General features: G+C 72.2%; 11 protein-coding genes and 1 pseudogene. 10 read left to right on the forward strand and 2 right to left on the reverse strand.

Going from position 1 to position 15,083, the window contains the following annotated elements; all coding sequences use genetic code 11:
• Window positions 1-77: 77 nt before the first annotated feature.
• From LO772_RS21205 to LO772_RS21225, 5 genes and pseudogenes are all read left to right on the forward strand, one after another.
• Entirely contained in the window at window positions 78-1,703 is a 1,626-nt protein-coding gene (locus tag LO772_RS21205) for a peptide ABC transporter substrate-binding protein (RefSeq protein ID WP_231773614.1), read from the forward strand.
• A gap of 235 nt (window positions 1,704-1,938) precedes the next feature.
• Window positions 1,939-2,868, forward strand: a complete 930-nt coding sequence (locus LO772_RS21210) for an ABC transporter permease (protein ID WP_231773615.1) — start codon at window positions 1,939-1,941, stop codon at window positions 2,866-2,868.
• On the forward strand, window positions 2,861-3,877 hold the full coding sequence (locus tag LO772_RS21215; RefSeq protein WP_231773616.1) for an ABC transporter permease: 1,017 nt from the start codon (window positions 2,861-2,863) through the stop codon (window positions 3,875-3,877). Before LO772_RS21210 ends, LO772_RS21215 begins: the two co-directional genes overlap by 8 nt.
• A 28-nt stretch (window positions 3,878-3,905) precedes the next feature.
• Window positions 3,906-4,946, forward strand: coding sequence for an ABC transporter ATP-binding protein (locus LO772_RS21220; protein WP_231773617.1), 1,041 nt, complete (start codon window positions 3,906-3,908; stop codon window positions 4,944-4,946).
• Between the two features lie 17 nt (window positions 4,947-4,963).
• Window positions 4,964-5,977 (forward strand): annotated as a pseudogene (locus LO772_RS21225) (ABC transporter ATP-binding protein); the annotation flags it as partial.
• A gap of 47 nt (window positions 5,978-6,024) precedes the next feature.
• On the opposite strand, the gene LO772_RS21230 reads toward LO772_RS21225, so the two are convergent.
• The gene (locus LO772_RS21230) at window positions 6,025-8,175 is read right to left on the reverse strand and encodes a S9 family peptidase (protein ID WP_231773619.1); all 2,151 of its coding nucleotides are present in this window, start codon (window positions 8,173-8,175) and stop codon (window positions 6,025-6,027) included.
• Between the two features lie 172 nt (window positions 8,176-8,347).
• Between LO772_RS21230 and LO772_RS21235 the strand changes: the two genes are divergently transcribed.
• From LO772_RS21235 to LO772_RS21255, 5 genes are all read left to right on the forward strand, one after another.
• The gene (locus LO772_RS21235; protein ID WP_231773620.1) at window positions 8,348-8,542 is read left to right on the forward strand and encodes a DUF2304 domain-containing protein; all 195 of its coding nucleotides are present in this window, start codon (window positions 8,348-8,350) and stop codon (window positions 8,540-8,542) included.
• 148 nt (window positions 8,543-8,690) lie between these two features.
• Entirely contained in the window at window positions 8,691-9,323 is a 633-nt protein-coding gene (locus tag LO772_RS21240; RefSeq protein ID WP_231773621.1) for a class I SAM-dependent methyltransferase, read from the forward strand.
• Between the two features lie 26 nt (window positions 9,324-9,349).
• A complete protein-coding gene (mshB, locus tag LO772_RS21245; RefSeq protein ID WP_231773622.1) occupies window positions 9,350-10,237 on the forward strand; it encodes an N-acetyl-1-D-myo-inositol-2-amino-2-deoxy-alpha-D-glucopyranoside deacetylase in 888 nt (295 codons plus the stop codon).
• Between the two features lie 362 nt (window positions 10,238-10,599).
• The gene (locus LO772_RS21250; protein ID WP_231773623.1) at window positions 10,600-11,013 is read left to right on the forward strand and encodes a DUF6113 family protein; all 414 of its coding nucleotides are present in this window, start codon (window positions 10,600-10,602) and stop codon (window positions 11,011-11,013) included.
• Window positions 11,014-11,376: 363 nt separating this feature from the next.
• Entirely contained in the window at window positions 11,377-14,064 is a 2,688-nt protein-coding gene (locus LO772_RS21255) for a VanW family protein (RefSeq protein ID WP_231773624.1), read from the forward strand.
• A gap of 307 nt (window positions 14,065-14,371) precedes the next feature.
• Here LO772_RS21255 and LO772_RS21260 read toward each other — a convergent pair whose 3' ends face one another.
• Window positions 14,372-15,076 (reverse strand): hypothetical protein, encoded by a 705-nt coding sequence (locus LO772_RS21260; protein ID WP_231773625.1) that lies wholly within the window; start codon window positions 15,074-15,076, stop codon window positions 14,372-14,374.
• Between the last annotated feature and the right edge of the window lie 7 nt (window positions 15,077-15,083).

A 15,083-nucleotide genomic window follows, 5' to 3' on the forward strand; every position in this document is an offset into this window, starting at 1 on the left:
GACGGGCGCGGCGGCGCGGAGACCCACGGGTTGCCCGTCGTATTTCACTACCGACGTGGTTTTCAAGGAGGCAATCCATGCGCGGACTTACGCGCGTGAAGTGGCTCGCGGGCGCGGGGATCCTCGCGCTGGCGGCCACGGCGTGTGGCGGTGGCGGCAATGGAGGAGGCTCCGGCGCGCCGTCGGGTTACTACACCGCGAGCAGCACCGAGCCGCAGAACCTGCTGCAACCGGCCAACGCCAACGAGACGGGCGGCTTCTACCCGCTCTCGATGCTCTTCCGGGGTCTGTACACGTACGACGCCAAGACCGGTGAGACCAAGGCGGCGGTCGCCGAGTCGATGGACTCGACCGACAACGTCACCTGGACGGTCAAGCTCAAGTCCGGCTGGACGTTCCACAACGGCGAGCCCGTCACCGCCAAGTCGTTCGTCGACGCGTGGAACTGGGGCGCGCTCTCGTCCAGCAAGCAGATCAACGCCACGTGGTTCCAGCCGATCGTCGGCTACGACCAGGTGCACCCGGAGAACGGCGAGCCGACCGCGCAGACGATGTCCGGCCTGAAGGTCGTGGACGACCAGACGTTCACGGTCCAACTCGCGTACCCGATCTCGTCGTTCAAGGCGCAGATGGGCTACTCGCCGTTCATGCCGCTGCCGCAGGAGTTCTACACGAACCCCGACAAGTACGGTCAGGCGCCGATCGGCAACGGCCCCTTCCAACTCGACACCGCGAACGGCGGCTGGGACCGCAAGAAGTCGATCACCGTGAAGCGGTACGACAACTACGCCGGTGAGGACAAGGCCAAGTCCGAGGGCGTGCGCCTGGTCTTCTACACGACCTACGACGCCGCCTACACCGCGCTGCGCGACAACCGGCTCGACGTGATCGACCAGATCCCGACCGCGGCGGTCGGCAACTTCCAGACCGACCTGGGCAACCGCGCCATCGTGCAGCCGCAGCTGGCGATCCAGAAGATCGCCTTCCCGCTGTACGACGCCGCGTGGGGCACGCCCGGAGCGGCGAAGGTCCGCCAGGGCCTGTCCATGGCGATCGACCGCGAAGGCATCACGAAGGCCCTGTACAAGGGCCAGGAGCAGCCCGCCGTCGACTGGCTCGCGCCCGGCGTCCCCGGCCACACCGACGTGTGCGGCGACGTCTGCACGTACAACCCCGAGCGCGCCAAGCAGCTGATCGCCGAGGGCGGCGGCATCCCCGGCGGCAAGCTGACCATCGCGACCAACGCCGATGGCCCGCACAAGGAATGGGTCACCGCGGTCTGCAACAGCATCAACCAGGCGCTGGGCGGCCAGGCCTGCGAGCCGAAGCTGTACGCGGAGTTCTCCGTCGCGCGTGAGGAGATCACCACCAAGAAGATGACCGGGGCGTACCGGACCGGCTGGAAGGCCGACTACCCGTTCCCGGACAACTTCCTGAACGACATCTACCGCACGGGCGCCGCGTCGAACGACTCCGGCTACGCGAACCCGACGTTCGACAGCCTGGCCCGCGAGGCGCAGGGCGCCACCGATGAGGACAAGGCCCTGCAGCTGTGGCAGGACGCCGAGAAGCAGCTCACGCAGGACCTGCCGTCGATCCCGCTTTGGTACTACGTGACGAAGGCCGGTCACTCGACCCACGTCTCGAACGTGACCTTCGACGTGTTCGGCAACCCGGAGTTCACCGAGGTCACCGTCAACTGACCCACCGACGGAGGCGGCCGGGACCACCCCCCGGATCGTCCGGCCGCCTCCTCGGACTCCGCCGCACCGTGCCGGCCGCGGCGCCAGACGGCAGGCGGCGCCCCGTGTGTCCCGGCGGCCACCGGCTCGTTGTGCCGGTGGCCACCGACGCGCGTCGGCGGCCGCCGGGTCCGCCGTCCGGCGGCCGGGTCGGCACGCGGCGGTCATGTGCCGAACCAGATCGCAGGAGGCAGGCATGGGGCGTTACGTCATCCGACGGCTGCTCCAGATGATCCCGGTGTTCATCGGGACCACGTTCTTGATCTATTTCATGGTCTACCAGCTCGGTGGGGACCCGATCGCCGCGATGTTCGGCGACAAGGCCGCCGACCCGGTGTTCGTGAGACAGATGCGCGCCGAGTACCACCTCGACGACCCCCTGATCGTGCAGTACTGGCATTACCTCACCGGTCTGCTGCAAGGCGACTTCGGCACCAGCTTCAGCGGCATCCCCGTCTCGGACGAACTGCGGCGCGCGTTCCCGATCTCGATCCGGCTCGCCCTGATCGCGTTCGTCATCGAGATCGTCATCGGCATCGGCGCGGGCCTGCTCGCGGGGCTGCGGCGCGGCAAGTTCGCCGACTCGGTCGTCCTGGTCACCACCCTGATCGTGATCTCGATCCCGGTGTTCGTCCTCGGCTACCTGTTCCAGTACTTCCTGGGCACCCAGTGGGGGCTGTTCCCGTCGACGGCGACGCCCGGCGATCCGACGTGGAGCGACCTGGTCCTCCCCGGCATCGTGCTCGGCTCACTGTCGCTCGCGTTCGTGGCGCGCCTGACCCGCACGAGCATCGCGGAGAACCTGCGCGCCGACTACGTGCGGACGGCCACCGCGAAGGGGCTGCCCCGCCGCCGCGTGGTCACGGTGCACCTGCTGCGCAACTCCCTGATCCCGGTGGTGACGTTCCTCGGGGCCGACCTCGGCGCGCTCATGGCCGGGGCCATCGTCACCGAGGGCATCTTCAACGTCGACGGCGTCGGTCGGCTGATCTACCTGGCCGTCACCAAGCACGAGAACGCCACCGTGGTCGGCGCGGTCGCCGCCCTGGTCATCGTCTACCTGCTGATGAACCTCATCGTCGACCTGCTGTACGCCGTCCTGGACCCGAGGATCCGGTATGTCTGAGCACGACCCGCAGCGCGAGAAGCTGCCCACCCGCAGCGCCGAGCAGCCGCAGTTCGGCTCGCAGGAGGAGCCGGCGCTGTTCCTCGCCGACGCCGAGGCCACGACCGTCGAGAAGACCGACACGTACGGCGCCCCCGACGTCACGCCGGAGGAGGCGACCGAGAAGCCGCGCGGGTCGTGGGCCGAGGCGTGGCGCGAACTGCGGCACAGCCCGAGGTTCTACATCTCCGCGGTCATCCTGCTGCTGCTGATCGTCATGGCGTGCTTCCCGGGCTGGTTCACCGACCAGGACCCGCGGTTCTGCCCGATCGCGCGCAGCGACCTCAAGCCGTCGGGCGCCCACTGGTTCGGCACCAACACGCAGGGCTGCGACATCTACGCGCGGACGATCTTCGGTGCGCGGGCGTCGATCATCGTCGGCGTCGCGACGACGGCGATCATCGTCGTCCTCGGCGGCGTCGTGGGTGCGATCGCCGGCTACTTCGGCGGCTGGGTCGACACGATCCTGGCCCGCGTCACCGACATCTTCTTCGGCATCCCGCTGCTGCTCGCCGCCCTGGTCTTCATGAGCGCGTTCCAGGACCGCACCGTGTGGACGGTGGTCGCGGCACTCGGCATCTTCGGCTGGATGCAGACGGCCCGCATCATGCGCGGCTCGGTGATCACCGTGAAGTCGGCCGATTATGTGGTCGCCGCACGGGCGTTGGGCGCGGGTACGGGACGTGTGCTGATGCGGCACGTCCTGCCCAACGCGGTGGCGCCGGTCATCGTCGTCGCGACCATCTCGCTCGGCACGTTCATCTCGACCGAGGCGACGCTGTCGTTCCTCGGCATCGGGCTGCCGCTCACCGAGGTGTCGTGGGGTGCCGACATCAGCACCGCGACCAACGTGATCCGCGACTCGCCGTACCAGCTGTTCTTCCCGTCGCTGTTCCTGTCCGTGACGGTGCTCAGCTTCATCCTGCTGGGCGACGCGGTCCGCGACGCCCTCGACCCGAAGCTCCGATGACGGCGGAAAGGAAAGGGGCGAACCACATATGACGACCAATCAGCTGACCAGTCCGGAGCTCCCGGAGACGCTCCCCGGCGCGCCGCTCCTCGAAGTCGACGACCTGCGCGTCGAGTTCCGCACGCGGGACGGGGTCGCGAAGGCGATCAACGGGGTGTCCTACTCGGTGGCCGCGGGCGAGACGCTGGCGGTGCTGGGGGAGTCCGGCTCGGGCAAGTCGGTGACCGCGCAGACCGTCATGGGCATTCTCGACATGCCGCCCGGCGTCGTCACCGGCGGCGAAATCCGGTTCCACGGCCGGGACATGCTCAAGATGAGCAAGGAGGAGCGTCGGCGGATCCGGGGCCGGAAGATCGCGATGATCTTCCAGGACGCCCTGTCCGCGCTCAACCCGGTCTACTCGGTGGGCTTCCAACTCGGCGAGATGTTCCGCGTCCACGAGGGCATGTCGCGCAAGGCGGCCAAGGCGAAGGCCGTCGAGCTGATGGACCTCGTCCGGATCCCCGCCGCCGCGCAGCGCGTGAACGACTACCCGCACCAGTTTTCCGGCGGCATGCGCCAGCGCATCATGATCGCGATGGCGATGGCGCTCGACCCCGAGCTGATCATCGCCGACGAGCCGACCACGGCCCTCGACGTGACCGTGCAGGCCCAGGTCATGGACCTGCTCGCGGAACTCCAGCGCGAACGCCAGATGGGCCTGATCCTCATCACACACGACCTCGGCGTGGTCGCGGACGTCGCCGACAAGATCGCGGTCATGTACGCGGGGCGCATCGTGGAGGAGGCGTCCGTGCACGACCTGTACGCCAGACCCGCGCACCCCTACACCGAGGGCCTGCTCGCCTCGATCCCGCGCCTCGACCTCAAGGGCCAGGACCTGTACGCGATCAAGGGCCTCCCGCCGAACTTGCTGCGCATCCCGTCCGGCTGCGCGTTCAACCCGCGCTGCCCGTACGCCCAGGACGTGTGCCGCACCGACATCCCGCCGCTGGACGAGATCGCGCCCGGCCGCCACAGCGCCTGCCACTTCGGGCGGCAGGTGTACGACCGCAACGGAGGTTCGTGACGATGCCCCCCTCCACCGAACCCATCCTCGAAGTGCGCGGCCTGGTCAAGCACTTCCCCCTGACCCAGGGCGTTCTGTTCCAGCGTCAGATCGGCGCGGTCCGGGCGGTCGACGGCGTGACCTTCGACCTCGGGCGCGGCGAGACGCTGGGCCTGGTGGGGGAGTCGGGCTGCGGCAAGTCGACGGTCGCGAAGCTGCTGATGAACCTGGAGCGCGCGTCGTCGGGCCAGGTGCTGTACAAGGGCGAGGACATCTCGCGTCTGTCCGGTCGGGCGCTGAAGGCGGTCCGCCGGAACATCCAGATGGTCTTCCAGGACCCGTACACCTCGCTCAACCCCCGCATGACCGTCGGCGACATCATCGGCGAGCCGTTCGCGATCCATCCGGACGTCGCGCCCAAGGGCGAGCGGCGCAGGAGAGTCCAGGACCTCCTGGACGTGGTCGGCCTGAACCCCGAGCACATCAACCGGTATCCGCATCAGTTCTCGGGGGGTCAGCGGCAGCGCATCGGTATCGCGCGGGGGCTGGCGCTGAACCCGGAGATCATCATCTGCGACGAGCCGGTGTCGGCGCTGGACGTCTCGGTGCAGGCGCAGGTGATCAACCTGATGGAGAAGCTCCAGAACGAGTTCGACCTCAGCTACGTCTTCATCGCGCACGACCTGTCGATCGTGCGGCACATCTCCGACCGCGTCGCGGTCATGTACCTCGGCAAGATCGTCGAGATCGGCACCGAGACCGAGATCTACGACCACCCCACCCACCCCTACACCCAAGCCCTGCTCTCCGCCGTGCCGGTGCCCGACCCGTCGACGCGCGACGACCGCGTCCGCCTCATCCTGAGCGGCGACGTGCCCTCCCCGGCCAACCCGCCGTCCGGCTGCCGCTTCCGCACACGCTGCTGGAAGGCGCGGGACGTGTGCGCCCAGGAGGAACCGCCGCTGGAGATCCACGAGGGGCCGCGCGGCCCGGCGCCGCACGCGAGCGCGTGCCACTTCGCGGAGGAGAGGGACGTCGTGCAGGCGCACTGACGAGCCGTCACGCCACGGGCCGGGTCACACGACCCGGCCCGGCGCGTTCAACAGCCCAACGCGCGCTTCAGGAACTCCACTTGGAGAAGCAGCAGGTTCTCCGCGACCTGCTCTTGCGGCGTCATGTGCGTCACGCCGGACAGCGGCAGCACCTCGTGGGGGCGCCCGGCCGCGAGAAGGGCGGACGACAACCGCAGCGTGTGGGCGGCGACCACGTTGTCGTCGGCGAGGCCGTGGATGATCATCAGCGGGCGGGCCGGGTCGGCGACCGGGCCCAGGTCACCGCCGTCGACCAGTGAGTTCGCGGCGTACACCCGGTGCTCCTCACCGGGGTGGCCGAGGTAGCGCTCGGTGTAGTGGGTGTCGTACAGCCGCCAGTCGGTGACCGGGGCGCCGGACACCGCCGCGTGGAACACGTCCGGACGGCGGAGCACCGCCAGCGCGGCCAGGTAGCCGCCGTACGACCAGCCCCGGATGCCCACCCGCGTCAGATCGAGGTACGGCCGCTCCGCCGCGAGCGCCCGCAACGCCGTGACCTGGTCGTCGAGCGTCGCCCCGGCGAAGTCGCCCGCGATCGCCTTCTCCCACGCGGGCGAGTGGTGCGGCGTGCCCCGGCCGTCCGCGACGATCACCGCGAAGCCCTGGTTCGCGAACCACTGCGACGTCAGATGGGGATTGCGCGCGGCCACGACGCGCTGCCCGTGCGGTCCGCCGTACGGGTCCATGAGCACCGGCAGCTTCTCGCCCGACGCGGGGTCGAAACCGTGCGGCAGCAGCAGCGCGTACGGGATGCCGAGCGGAGAGAGCCCGGGGGCCTCGCCGGCGGTGCCCAGCTCGACGGCCGCGCTCAGCACCGGCGTCTCGGCGAAGGAGGCGATCGCGCCGACCGGCGAACCGTTCTGGAGCACCGTCACCTTCGGCCCGAAGCGGTCGAGCGACGACGACACCAGCACCGTCGCGTTCCCGGAGCGGACCGCCGTGTGCACGCCCGGCTCGGTGCTGACCCGCTCGGCGCCGTCGGTGCTCACGCGGTACACGTGGACCTCGCCGGTCTCCGGCTCGGCCGCCGCGCTGCCCGCCGACGCCGTCAGCAGCACATCCGTCGCGCCGCTGTCCAGGACCGCGCGCACGTGCAGGCCCGCGTCGGTGAGCGCCCGGTCGTCGACGACCACGCGCCGCGCGTCGTCGGTGTCCTCGACGCGCAGCAGCCCGCCGCCGGGCGTCCAGGCGGGCGCCCCCGGCACGATGTCGATCCACACCGGGTCGGTCCGCGTGTGCACACCGGTCGTCTCACCGGTGACCGGGTTGGCGGACAACACCCGCTCGGTGCGCTGGTCGCGCGTCGCGACGACCAGCAGCGGCGGCCCGGACGCCGACCACGACACGTTCACCAGGTAGGGGAACTCCTTGCGGTCCCACGTCAGTTCGGTGCGCTCGCCGGACGCGGCGTCGACCACGTGCGCCGTCACGTCGGCGTTCGGCGTCCCGGCCGCGGGGTACGCCACCTCATGCGGCGCGGACGCCGGATTGGCGGGGTCCGCGATCCACCAGCGCTCCACCGGCGCGTTGTCGACGCGGGCCGCGATCAGCGCGGTGCCGTCGGGGGACCACCAGTACCCCCGGCTGCGCTGCATCTCCTCCGCGGCGATGAACTCCGCGGCACCCCACGTGATCTCGCCGCTCTCCGGGCTCGCCAGCGCGCGGTCTCCGGAGCCGTCCGCACCGATGACGCGCAGCTCGCCGCCCGCGACGTACGCGATGTGCAGGCCGGTGGGCGACGGGCGGGGGTCGATGACCGGCCCCGGCGTGTCCACCTCGGAGACGGCGCCGGTCGCCGGGTTCGCGACGAACAGGCGCCCGGACAGCGTGAACGCCGCGGTCTTCCCGGCCGTGTCGACCGCGTAGCCGACGATGCCGGCCGAGCCCTCGCGGCTGCGCTCCCGGCGGGCCCGCTCCTCCGGCGACAGATGCTCCGCGGCCCCGCCGAGCAGGGCCGTCGGATCGGCGACGATCCGCTCGCCGAGCCTCGGGTCGTACGCCCACAGACACGTCGCGCGGTCGCCTCCGGAGCGCGAGCGCAGAAAGAGTACGGTCGGGCCCGAGCCGCCGCCCCCGGTGACCGTGAATGCGCGCGGGACCCCGAGAGTGAACCGTTGCGTGCGGGCGTGCTGCCGGGGAAACGTGATCTCCGAGCTCATGGGGGTCAGCCTACGGGTGGAGGGCCGAGGGGCATGAGTGTTCGGGATGCGCCAGTGGTAACGCGCTGATCGGGTGATTTCGAGTCGTGTGCGTTGCGTTACGCACCGTGTCTGGAATTGTTTCGGCTAACGGGTTTTCTCTGTCCGTCGAAACAATGGGAGGTGCGGACCCATGGTGATCTCGGTCTCCGTGGTGCTGCTTCTCGGCATCGTGCTCGTCGTCCTTCTCCGCAAGTCCGGACTGCGCCCGCTGCACGCGGGAGTCTGCGTCATGTTCGGCTTCTATGTCGCCGGGACCTCGATGGCCCCCTCGATCCACGAGGCCGGCATGAACTTCGCCGGGATCGTCAACGGCATCCACTTCTGACACTTCCGTCCTCCGTGCCCCGCCCCCGACGCGGGTGCGGGGCGCGGCGGCGTCGGCCGTACCGTGGGCGTATGAGCGAGTGGAGCGAGCGAACCGACGAGGGGTGTGCCGTCCGCGCCCGCGGCGCCGTGCGGAGCGGGGCGCGCGCATGAGCGCCGACGCCCCGACGCCCGGCAACCGCTGGCTGGACGTGACCGGCGGCACGCGCGGCCCCTCGTACGCGGCGCGCTTCCGCGAACTCGCGGAGCAGGGCCGCGACCTGCACGGCGAGGCCCGCTTCTGCGACGCCCTCCTGCCGCGCGGCGGCCGGGTCCTGGACGCCGGGTGCGGCACCGGCCGCGTCGCCGTCGAACTCGCCCGGCTCGGCCACAAGACCGTCGGTGTCGACATCGACGTCTCGATGCTCGCCGAGGCCCGCGCCGCGGCCCCCGAACTCACCTGGGTCACCGGCGACCTCGCCACCCTCGCCCCCCGGGCCGTCGACGGGCCGGACACCTTCGACCTCGCCGTCGCGGCCGGCAACGTGATGGTCTACCTGACCCCGGGCACCGAGGCCCGCGCCGTCGCGACCCTCGCCGCGTGCGTGCGCCCGCACGGCGGCCTCGTGGTCGCGGGCTTCGCCGTCGACGGCGGTGAGAGCGGGACACCGCTGACCGCCGACGCCTACGAGGCGGCCTGCGCCGCGGCCGGGCTGACCCGCGTCGCGCGGTACGCGGGCTGGGACCGCGAGCCGTGGGATTCCACCGGGCACTACGGAGTGTTCGTGCACCGCCGCGACTGACTTCGGCGGCACGTAGGCTGGCGCTCATGACTCCGCCCGCCGCCCCGCTCGCCCTGCTCCTCGTCCACGCGCACCCCGACGACGAAGTCATCAACAACGGCGCGAGCATGGCGCGCTACGCCGCCGAAGGGGTGCACGTCACGCTGGTGACCTGCACGCTCGGCGAGGAGGGCGAAGTCCTCGTCCCGGAGCTGGCGCACCTGGCCGCCGACCGCGAGGACCGCCTCGGCGAGCACCGCATGACCGAGATGGCCGACTCCATGAAGGCCCTCGGCGTCCACGACCAGCGCTACCTCGGCGGCCCGGGGCGCTACCGCGACTCGGGGATGATGGGCACACCGCCCAACGAGCGGCCCGACTCCTTCTGGCGGGCGGACGTCGACGAGGCGGCGGGGCACCTGGCGGCGATCGTGCGCGAGGTCCGGCCGCAGGTGCTGGTCACGTACGACGAGATCGGCGGCTACGGGCACCCCGACCACATCCAGGCGCACCGCGTCGCGATGCGGGCCGCGGACCTGGCCGCGGATCCCGCGCACGGCGAGGGCGAGGCGTGGGAGGTCGCGAAGGTCTACTGGAACGCCATGCCGCGTTCCGTGGTCGCGGCCGGGCTGGAGCGGATGCGGGCCGAGGGCCACGAACTGCCGTTCGACGCGGTGGAGGTCGACGACCTGCCCTTCGTCGTCGACGACGCGCTGGTCACGACGGCCGTCGACGCGACCCCGTGGCTCGACGCGAAGGTGCGGGCGCTGCGGTCGTACCCGACGCAGGTGTCGACGGACGACGGCTTCTTCGCGCTGTCGAACAACGTCGGCCAGTCGATCATGAGCGTCGAGCACTACCGGCTGGTCCGGGGCGACCGCGGCCCGGCCGGCGCCGACGGGCGCGAGGACGACCTCTTCGCCGGAGTGCGCTGATGGGCGACGGCACGAGCCGCGGGCGGGGCCGCGGAGACGGTTCCGGAGGCGCGGGCGACGCGGCGGGGCGCGCCGAGGGCGGCACGGGTGCGACCCGTGCGGCGAGCGGCGGCGCGTCCGGAGCCGCGGGGCGCGCGCGGCGCGGCGGGGGTTCCGCCCGTGCGGGCTCCGGGGCGGGCCGTGCCGGGCAGGGCGGTGCCGGGCAGGGCGGTGCCGAGCGGGCCGGGAAGGCGTCGGGCGGAAAGGTGCCGGGCGGGAAGGGCGGCGGGTCCAAGGAAGCCGACGGCGGTCGGGGCGTTTCCGGCGGATCGCGGCCGGGGGCCGGGCGTGGTGCGATCGGGACGTCCGACTATGGTTCTTCGGTGCGCTCTGGTTCTTCGGTGCTGTCCACAGCCCTCCGGGTCGCGGCCTATGTCGTCTGGTTCGGGCTCGGTTGCGCGGCGGGTTGGCTCGGGGCGTTCGCCCAGGCGGCGTACCGCCCGGCCGGGCTGATCATCGCGCTCGCCGGCGCCGGAGGGCTCTTCGTCGCCGGGGGGCTGCTGATGAACGCGAGACCGGGTGCCGTGATCCCCGCCGTCGGATGGCTCGTCACGGTGTTCTACATCGCGGCGGCACCGCGCCCCGAAGGGGACTGGGTGTTCACCGGCGGAGCCACGTCCTACCTGTTCCTGCTCGGAGGGTCGATCGTCGGCGCGATGATCGCGATGCAGCCATGGGGCGGCAGCGCGCATCCCCTACTCCTTTCGGGTGAACGCCTGCCGGGAGACGGCCGGTAGAAGTACTGTCCGCCCATGCTCGTGGCCCGGGGGCCGAGCCCCGACCACGTGGCGCGAACGTAACTTCCCGCGCGCCGCGTTCGTTGCTCCTTTGGAGCGGCCAAGAGTTTTTGTCCATCCCGGGCCGGCCCGGCCCTTCCCGACGTGGCCTGGCCACCGACAGGAGAAGCCCTCCGGAGCGATCCGGAGGGCGGAGCCACGACCTCACGGCCGCCGCGTGGCCGTGGAAGTACGCGGTTCCGTCCCGCAACGGCGTGCCGCACGCGACCACCAAGCGGTCGTCGCGGGCGCCGTCGGACGCAACCGGTCGTCGGTGGCCGCCTTCCGAGGCGGTCGAACATCGCAACGGAGAGTTCGTTCGTCGTGAGCAACGACCAGCCCACCACGCCGCCCGGCGCGCCCGAGGAGCCGCACCCCTACTTCAGCCGCCCGCCGCGGCGCCCGGCACCACCGCCGGACGCGGGCGCGGAGCCGACCCCCGCGGCGCACCCGCCGCACTACGGCGACGCCGCGCCCGGCTATCCGGCGCTCGGGCAGGCGGCGGCCGGGCAGCCGGGAGGTGAGCCGGGTTATCCGGGGCAGGCCGTGCCGCACGGTCTTCCGGCGGACGGGTCCGGGCACGGCGGATACCAGGCGTATCCGGCGGCTTCCGACGCGACCGGGGCCGGCGCGGCGGACCCCGGGGCTCCGACGGGCTCCGCGTCCGGCGCGGCGCCGGGCGGCCCGGGGGCGGGTGGTCCCGCGATGGGTGGTCCCGTGCCCGACGGTGCCGGCGACCGGACGGCCGCCGGGCTCCCGAGGCGGGCCGGGCGGCGCAGCCTGATCGGCGCGTTCGGCACGCCCGCGACCGGTGCGCAGCCGCCGCCCCCGACCCCTGGGCAGGGCGGGGCTGCGGGCCCCGGCGCACAGGCTCCGGGCCAGGCCGCGGCCTCCGAGGCCGCCGGTGCGGAGAACGCCGCGGAGGCCGACGCCGCGCAGCCGTCGATGACCACCCGGGCGAGCATCAAGATCCCCGGCTCGCGCCCGATTCCCCCGATCGTGCTGCACGGTCAGGCCCGGCTCGACCGCGGCGACGAGAGCGGCGACAACGGGAACCGTGCCGAGGGGGCGGGCGGTCGGCCGCACGACGGGGACGACGCCGACGCGCACGGGTTCCCGACCGGCACCCCGTACGGAGGCGGCTCGGGGCAGCCCCCCGTGTCGGGCGCGCGGCGCGAACCGGACGACGCCCCTCCGCCCGCGTCCGCCAAGCGGCGCCGCCGGCGCCTGGCGATCATTGCGAGTGCCGCGGTGTTCGCGCTGGTGGGCGGGGTCTACGGCGGTTCGCTGGCCTACGCGGGCGGCGGCGTGCCGCGCGGCACCTCGGTGCTCGGCGTCGACATCGGCGGCCGGTCGAAGTCCGAGGCGGTCCGCACCCTGGAGAGCGTCCTCGGCGAACGCGCGTACGGCATGCTCCCGGTGAAGCTCGGCGACAAGGACCTCCAACTCGACCCGCCCAACGCGGGCCTGATCCTCGACGCGCGCGCCACGGTCGACCGCGCCGCCGAGAAGAGCTTCAACCCGCTGCAGTCGATCCCGGCGCTGTTCGGCGAGAAGCGCGAGATCGAGCCGCTCACGATCGAGGACCCCGCGAAGCTCGCGGCGGCGCTCGAACAACTCGCCGCCGACGCGGGGGAGCACCAGCGCGAGGGCGGCGTCTCGTTCGCGGGCGGCAAGGCGACCGCCATAACGCCGCAGGCCGTCCAGGTGCTGGACACCCCGGCGGCGGTCGCCGCGGTCCGCGACGCGTATCTCGACCCCGATCGGTCCGGTCCGGTCATCCTGCCCACCAGACTCTCGACGCCGACCGTGTCGCAGGAGGAAGTCGACCGCGCGATGCGGGAGTTCGCGATTCCGGCGATGTCGGGTCCGGTGACGCTCAAGGCGGGCAAGGCGACCCTCAAGCTCCAGCCGGCGACCATCGCGAAGTACCTGTCCATGGAGCCGGACCCGACCGGTCACCTCGCGCCGAAGATCGACGCCGCCGGGCTCCAGGAGGAACTGGGCGACACGTTCTCGGCGGTCGGGGAGAAGCCCGTCGACGCGACCTTCAAGGTCGACGACAAGGGCAAGGTCGCGGTCGTGCCGCACAAGGCGGGCCAGGGCGTGTCCGGCGACACCGCGGCGAAGGCGCTGCTCGACGTGCTCACCAAGACCAGCGGGCGCACCGCGCAGGTGACGCTCGGACCGGTCGAGCCCGAGTTCACCACCGCGAAGGCGGAGGCGCTGGGCATCACCGAGGTCGTGTCGACGTACACGACGGACTACCCGTACGCCGCCTACCGCCTCACCAACATCCACCGTGCGGCCGACCTCATCGACGGCAGCGTCGTGATGCCGGGCGACACGTGGTCGCTCAACAAGACCGTCGGCGAGCGCACCGCGGACAACGGCTTCGCGAAGGGCACCATCATCAACAACGGCCGCTTCGAGACCGACTACGGAGGCGGCGTCTCTCAGGTCGCGACCACGATGTTCAACGCGGTGTTCTTCGGCGGCCTGAAGGACGTCATGCACCGGCCGCACAGCTTCTGGATCGACCGCTACCCGGCCGGGCGGGAGGCGACGGTCGCGTGGCCGTCGCTCGACCTGAAGTGGCAGAACGACTCGGGCAAGCCGATCTACATCGACACCTCGTACACCGACTCCTCGGTCACCGTGACGCTGCTCGGCACCAAGAAGTACGACGAGGTCAAGTCGGCCAGCTCGGCGAAGTACGCGACGGTCACCCCCAAGACGGTGCACGACACCCGGGAGGGCTGCGTCGAGCAGAAGGCCTCGGAGGGCTTCAAGGTCGACGTGACGCGCATCTTCGTCCAGGGCGGCAAGGAGGTCCGGCGCGAGCAGTTCCACACCAAGTACGACCCGGCCGACGAGATCATCTGCGCGCCCGCCCCGTCCACCACTCCGACCCCCACCACCTCCACACCCCCCACCGGTTCCACCCCGAGCGGCGGCTCCACCTCGAAGCCCCCCACCTCGACCCCCACCACCCGCAACGGCGAGGACTGACGCGCCGCGAGCCGCGACCCGCGCAAGCCCTCCGTACCCGGAACCGATCCGGGAGCGGAGGGCTTGCGCGTGGGTGACCCGACGCCGCGGTATCAGGCACCGGCGCGGCCGGACGACGCGGCCCGCGGCCGGTCTGCGGCGTCGTCCCGCTCACCCGGAGTGCGGGTCGCCCGCGGTGGCCGGGGGTGCCGGTGGTCGGCGGGCGATGCGGCGGGTCACGTCGGGTCGAGGGCCAAATCGACGTCCGGGGCTGGGGTTTGGTCCGTGGTCCCCGGCGCCGGGTGCGTGCCTCCGCCTCCGGCGCCGGTCAGCGGCCGATGTCGTGGGTCAGGTCGAGGCCGAGGGTGCGGTCGAGGTGGGCGAGGGCTTCGAAGCGGGCGCCGGCGGGCAGCGACGGGTCGGTCCGGAGGGCGTCGGTGAGGGTGAGGGCGCGGGGGGTGTCGAGGTTGTCGTCGATCGCGGCGTGGACGGCGGCGACGCGGTCGACGGGGGGCGCGGCGGACGGGCTCTCCGCGAAGTGGGCGACGTCGGCGCGGAGTTCGGCGAGGCGACCGGCCGCGTGGGCGACGTCGTCCGGGGCCGGGGGGCCGGCCGCGGTGAGCCCGTGGGCCAGGAGGGCGAGGCGGAGGGCCAGGGGTTCGGTGGTCTCCGGGGCCGGGGCCGGGGCCGGTGTCGGTTCCGGGTCGCCCGGGACGACGAGCAGGATGCGCGGTGCGGGCGTGACGTGCTCGGCGTCGTGCGTGACGTGGATGTCGGGCGCCGGGTCGTTGGCGCCCGAAGTGCCGTGCGCGGGATGGATGTTGAAGCGCAGCGGGTCGGCGGGGCCGGGAGCCGCGCAGTCGTGCCGGGTGACGTCCACGACGAGGTGGTGGCGTCCGGCCGCACGGCGTACGACGTCGGCGGTGAGTGCGGCGCGCAGGGAGCCGGGGCAGTAGGCGACCCGCAGCCGCCGGGTGCCGGGTGGGGCGGCGGGCTGCGGGCGGCCGGTCCGGGCATCGGTCAGATGCAGCATGAGGGGC

This window comes from Yinghuangia sp. ASG 101 (genome assembly GCF_021165735.1).
Taxonomy (GTDB): Bacteria; Actinomycetota; Actinomycetes; order Streptomycetales; family Streptomycetaceae; genus Yinghuangia.

Coding starts and splice junctions, on each gene's coding strand:
- LO772_RS21215 (WP_231773616.1), top strand. CDS start 2,861: ATGTCTGAGCACGACCCGCAGCGCGAGAAGCTGCCCACCCGCAGCGCC.
- LO772_RS21220 (WP_231773617.1), top strand. CDS start 3,906: ATGACGACCAATCAGCTGACCAGTCCGGAGCTCCCGGAGACGCTCCCC.
- LO772_RS21210 (WP_231773615.1), top strand. CDS start 1,939: ATGGGGCGTTACGTCATCCGACGGCTGCTCCAGATGATCCCGGTGTTC.
- LO772_RS21235 (WP_231773620.1), top strand. CDS start 8,348: ATGGTGATCTCGGTCTCCGTGGTGCTGCTTCTCGGCATCGTGCTCGTC.
- LO772_RS21205 (WP_231773614.1), top strand. CDS start 78: ATGCGCGGACTTACGCGCGTGAAGTGGCTCGCGGGCGCGGGGATCCTC.
- LO772_RS21240 (WP_231773621.1), top strand. CDS start 8,691: ATGAGCGCCGACGCCCCGACGCCCGGCAACCGCTGGCTGGACGTGACC.
- LO772_RS21230 (WP_231773619.1), bottom strand. CDS start 8,175: ATGAGCTCGGAGATCACGTTTCCCCGGCAGCACGCCCGCACGCAACGG.
- mshB (WP_231773622.1), top strand. CDS start 9,350: ATGACTCCGCCCGCCGCCCCGCTCGCCCTGCTCCTCGTCCACGCGCAC.
- LO772_RS21260 (WP_231773625.1), bottom strand. CDS start 15,076: ATGCTGCATCTGACCGATGCCCGGACCGGCCGCCCGCAGCCCGCCGCC.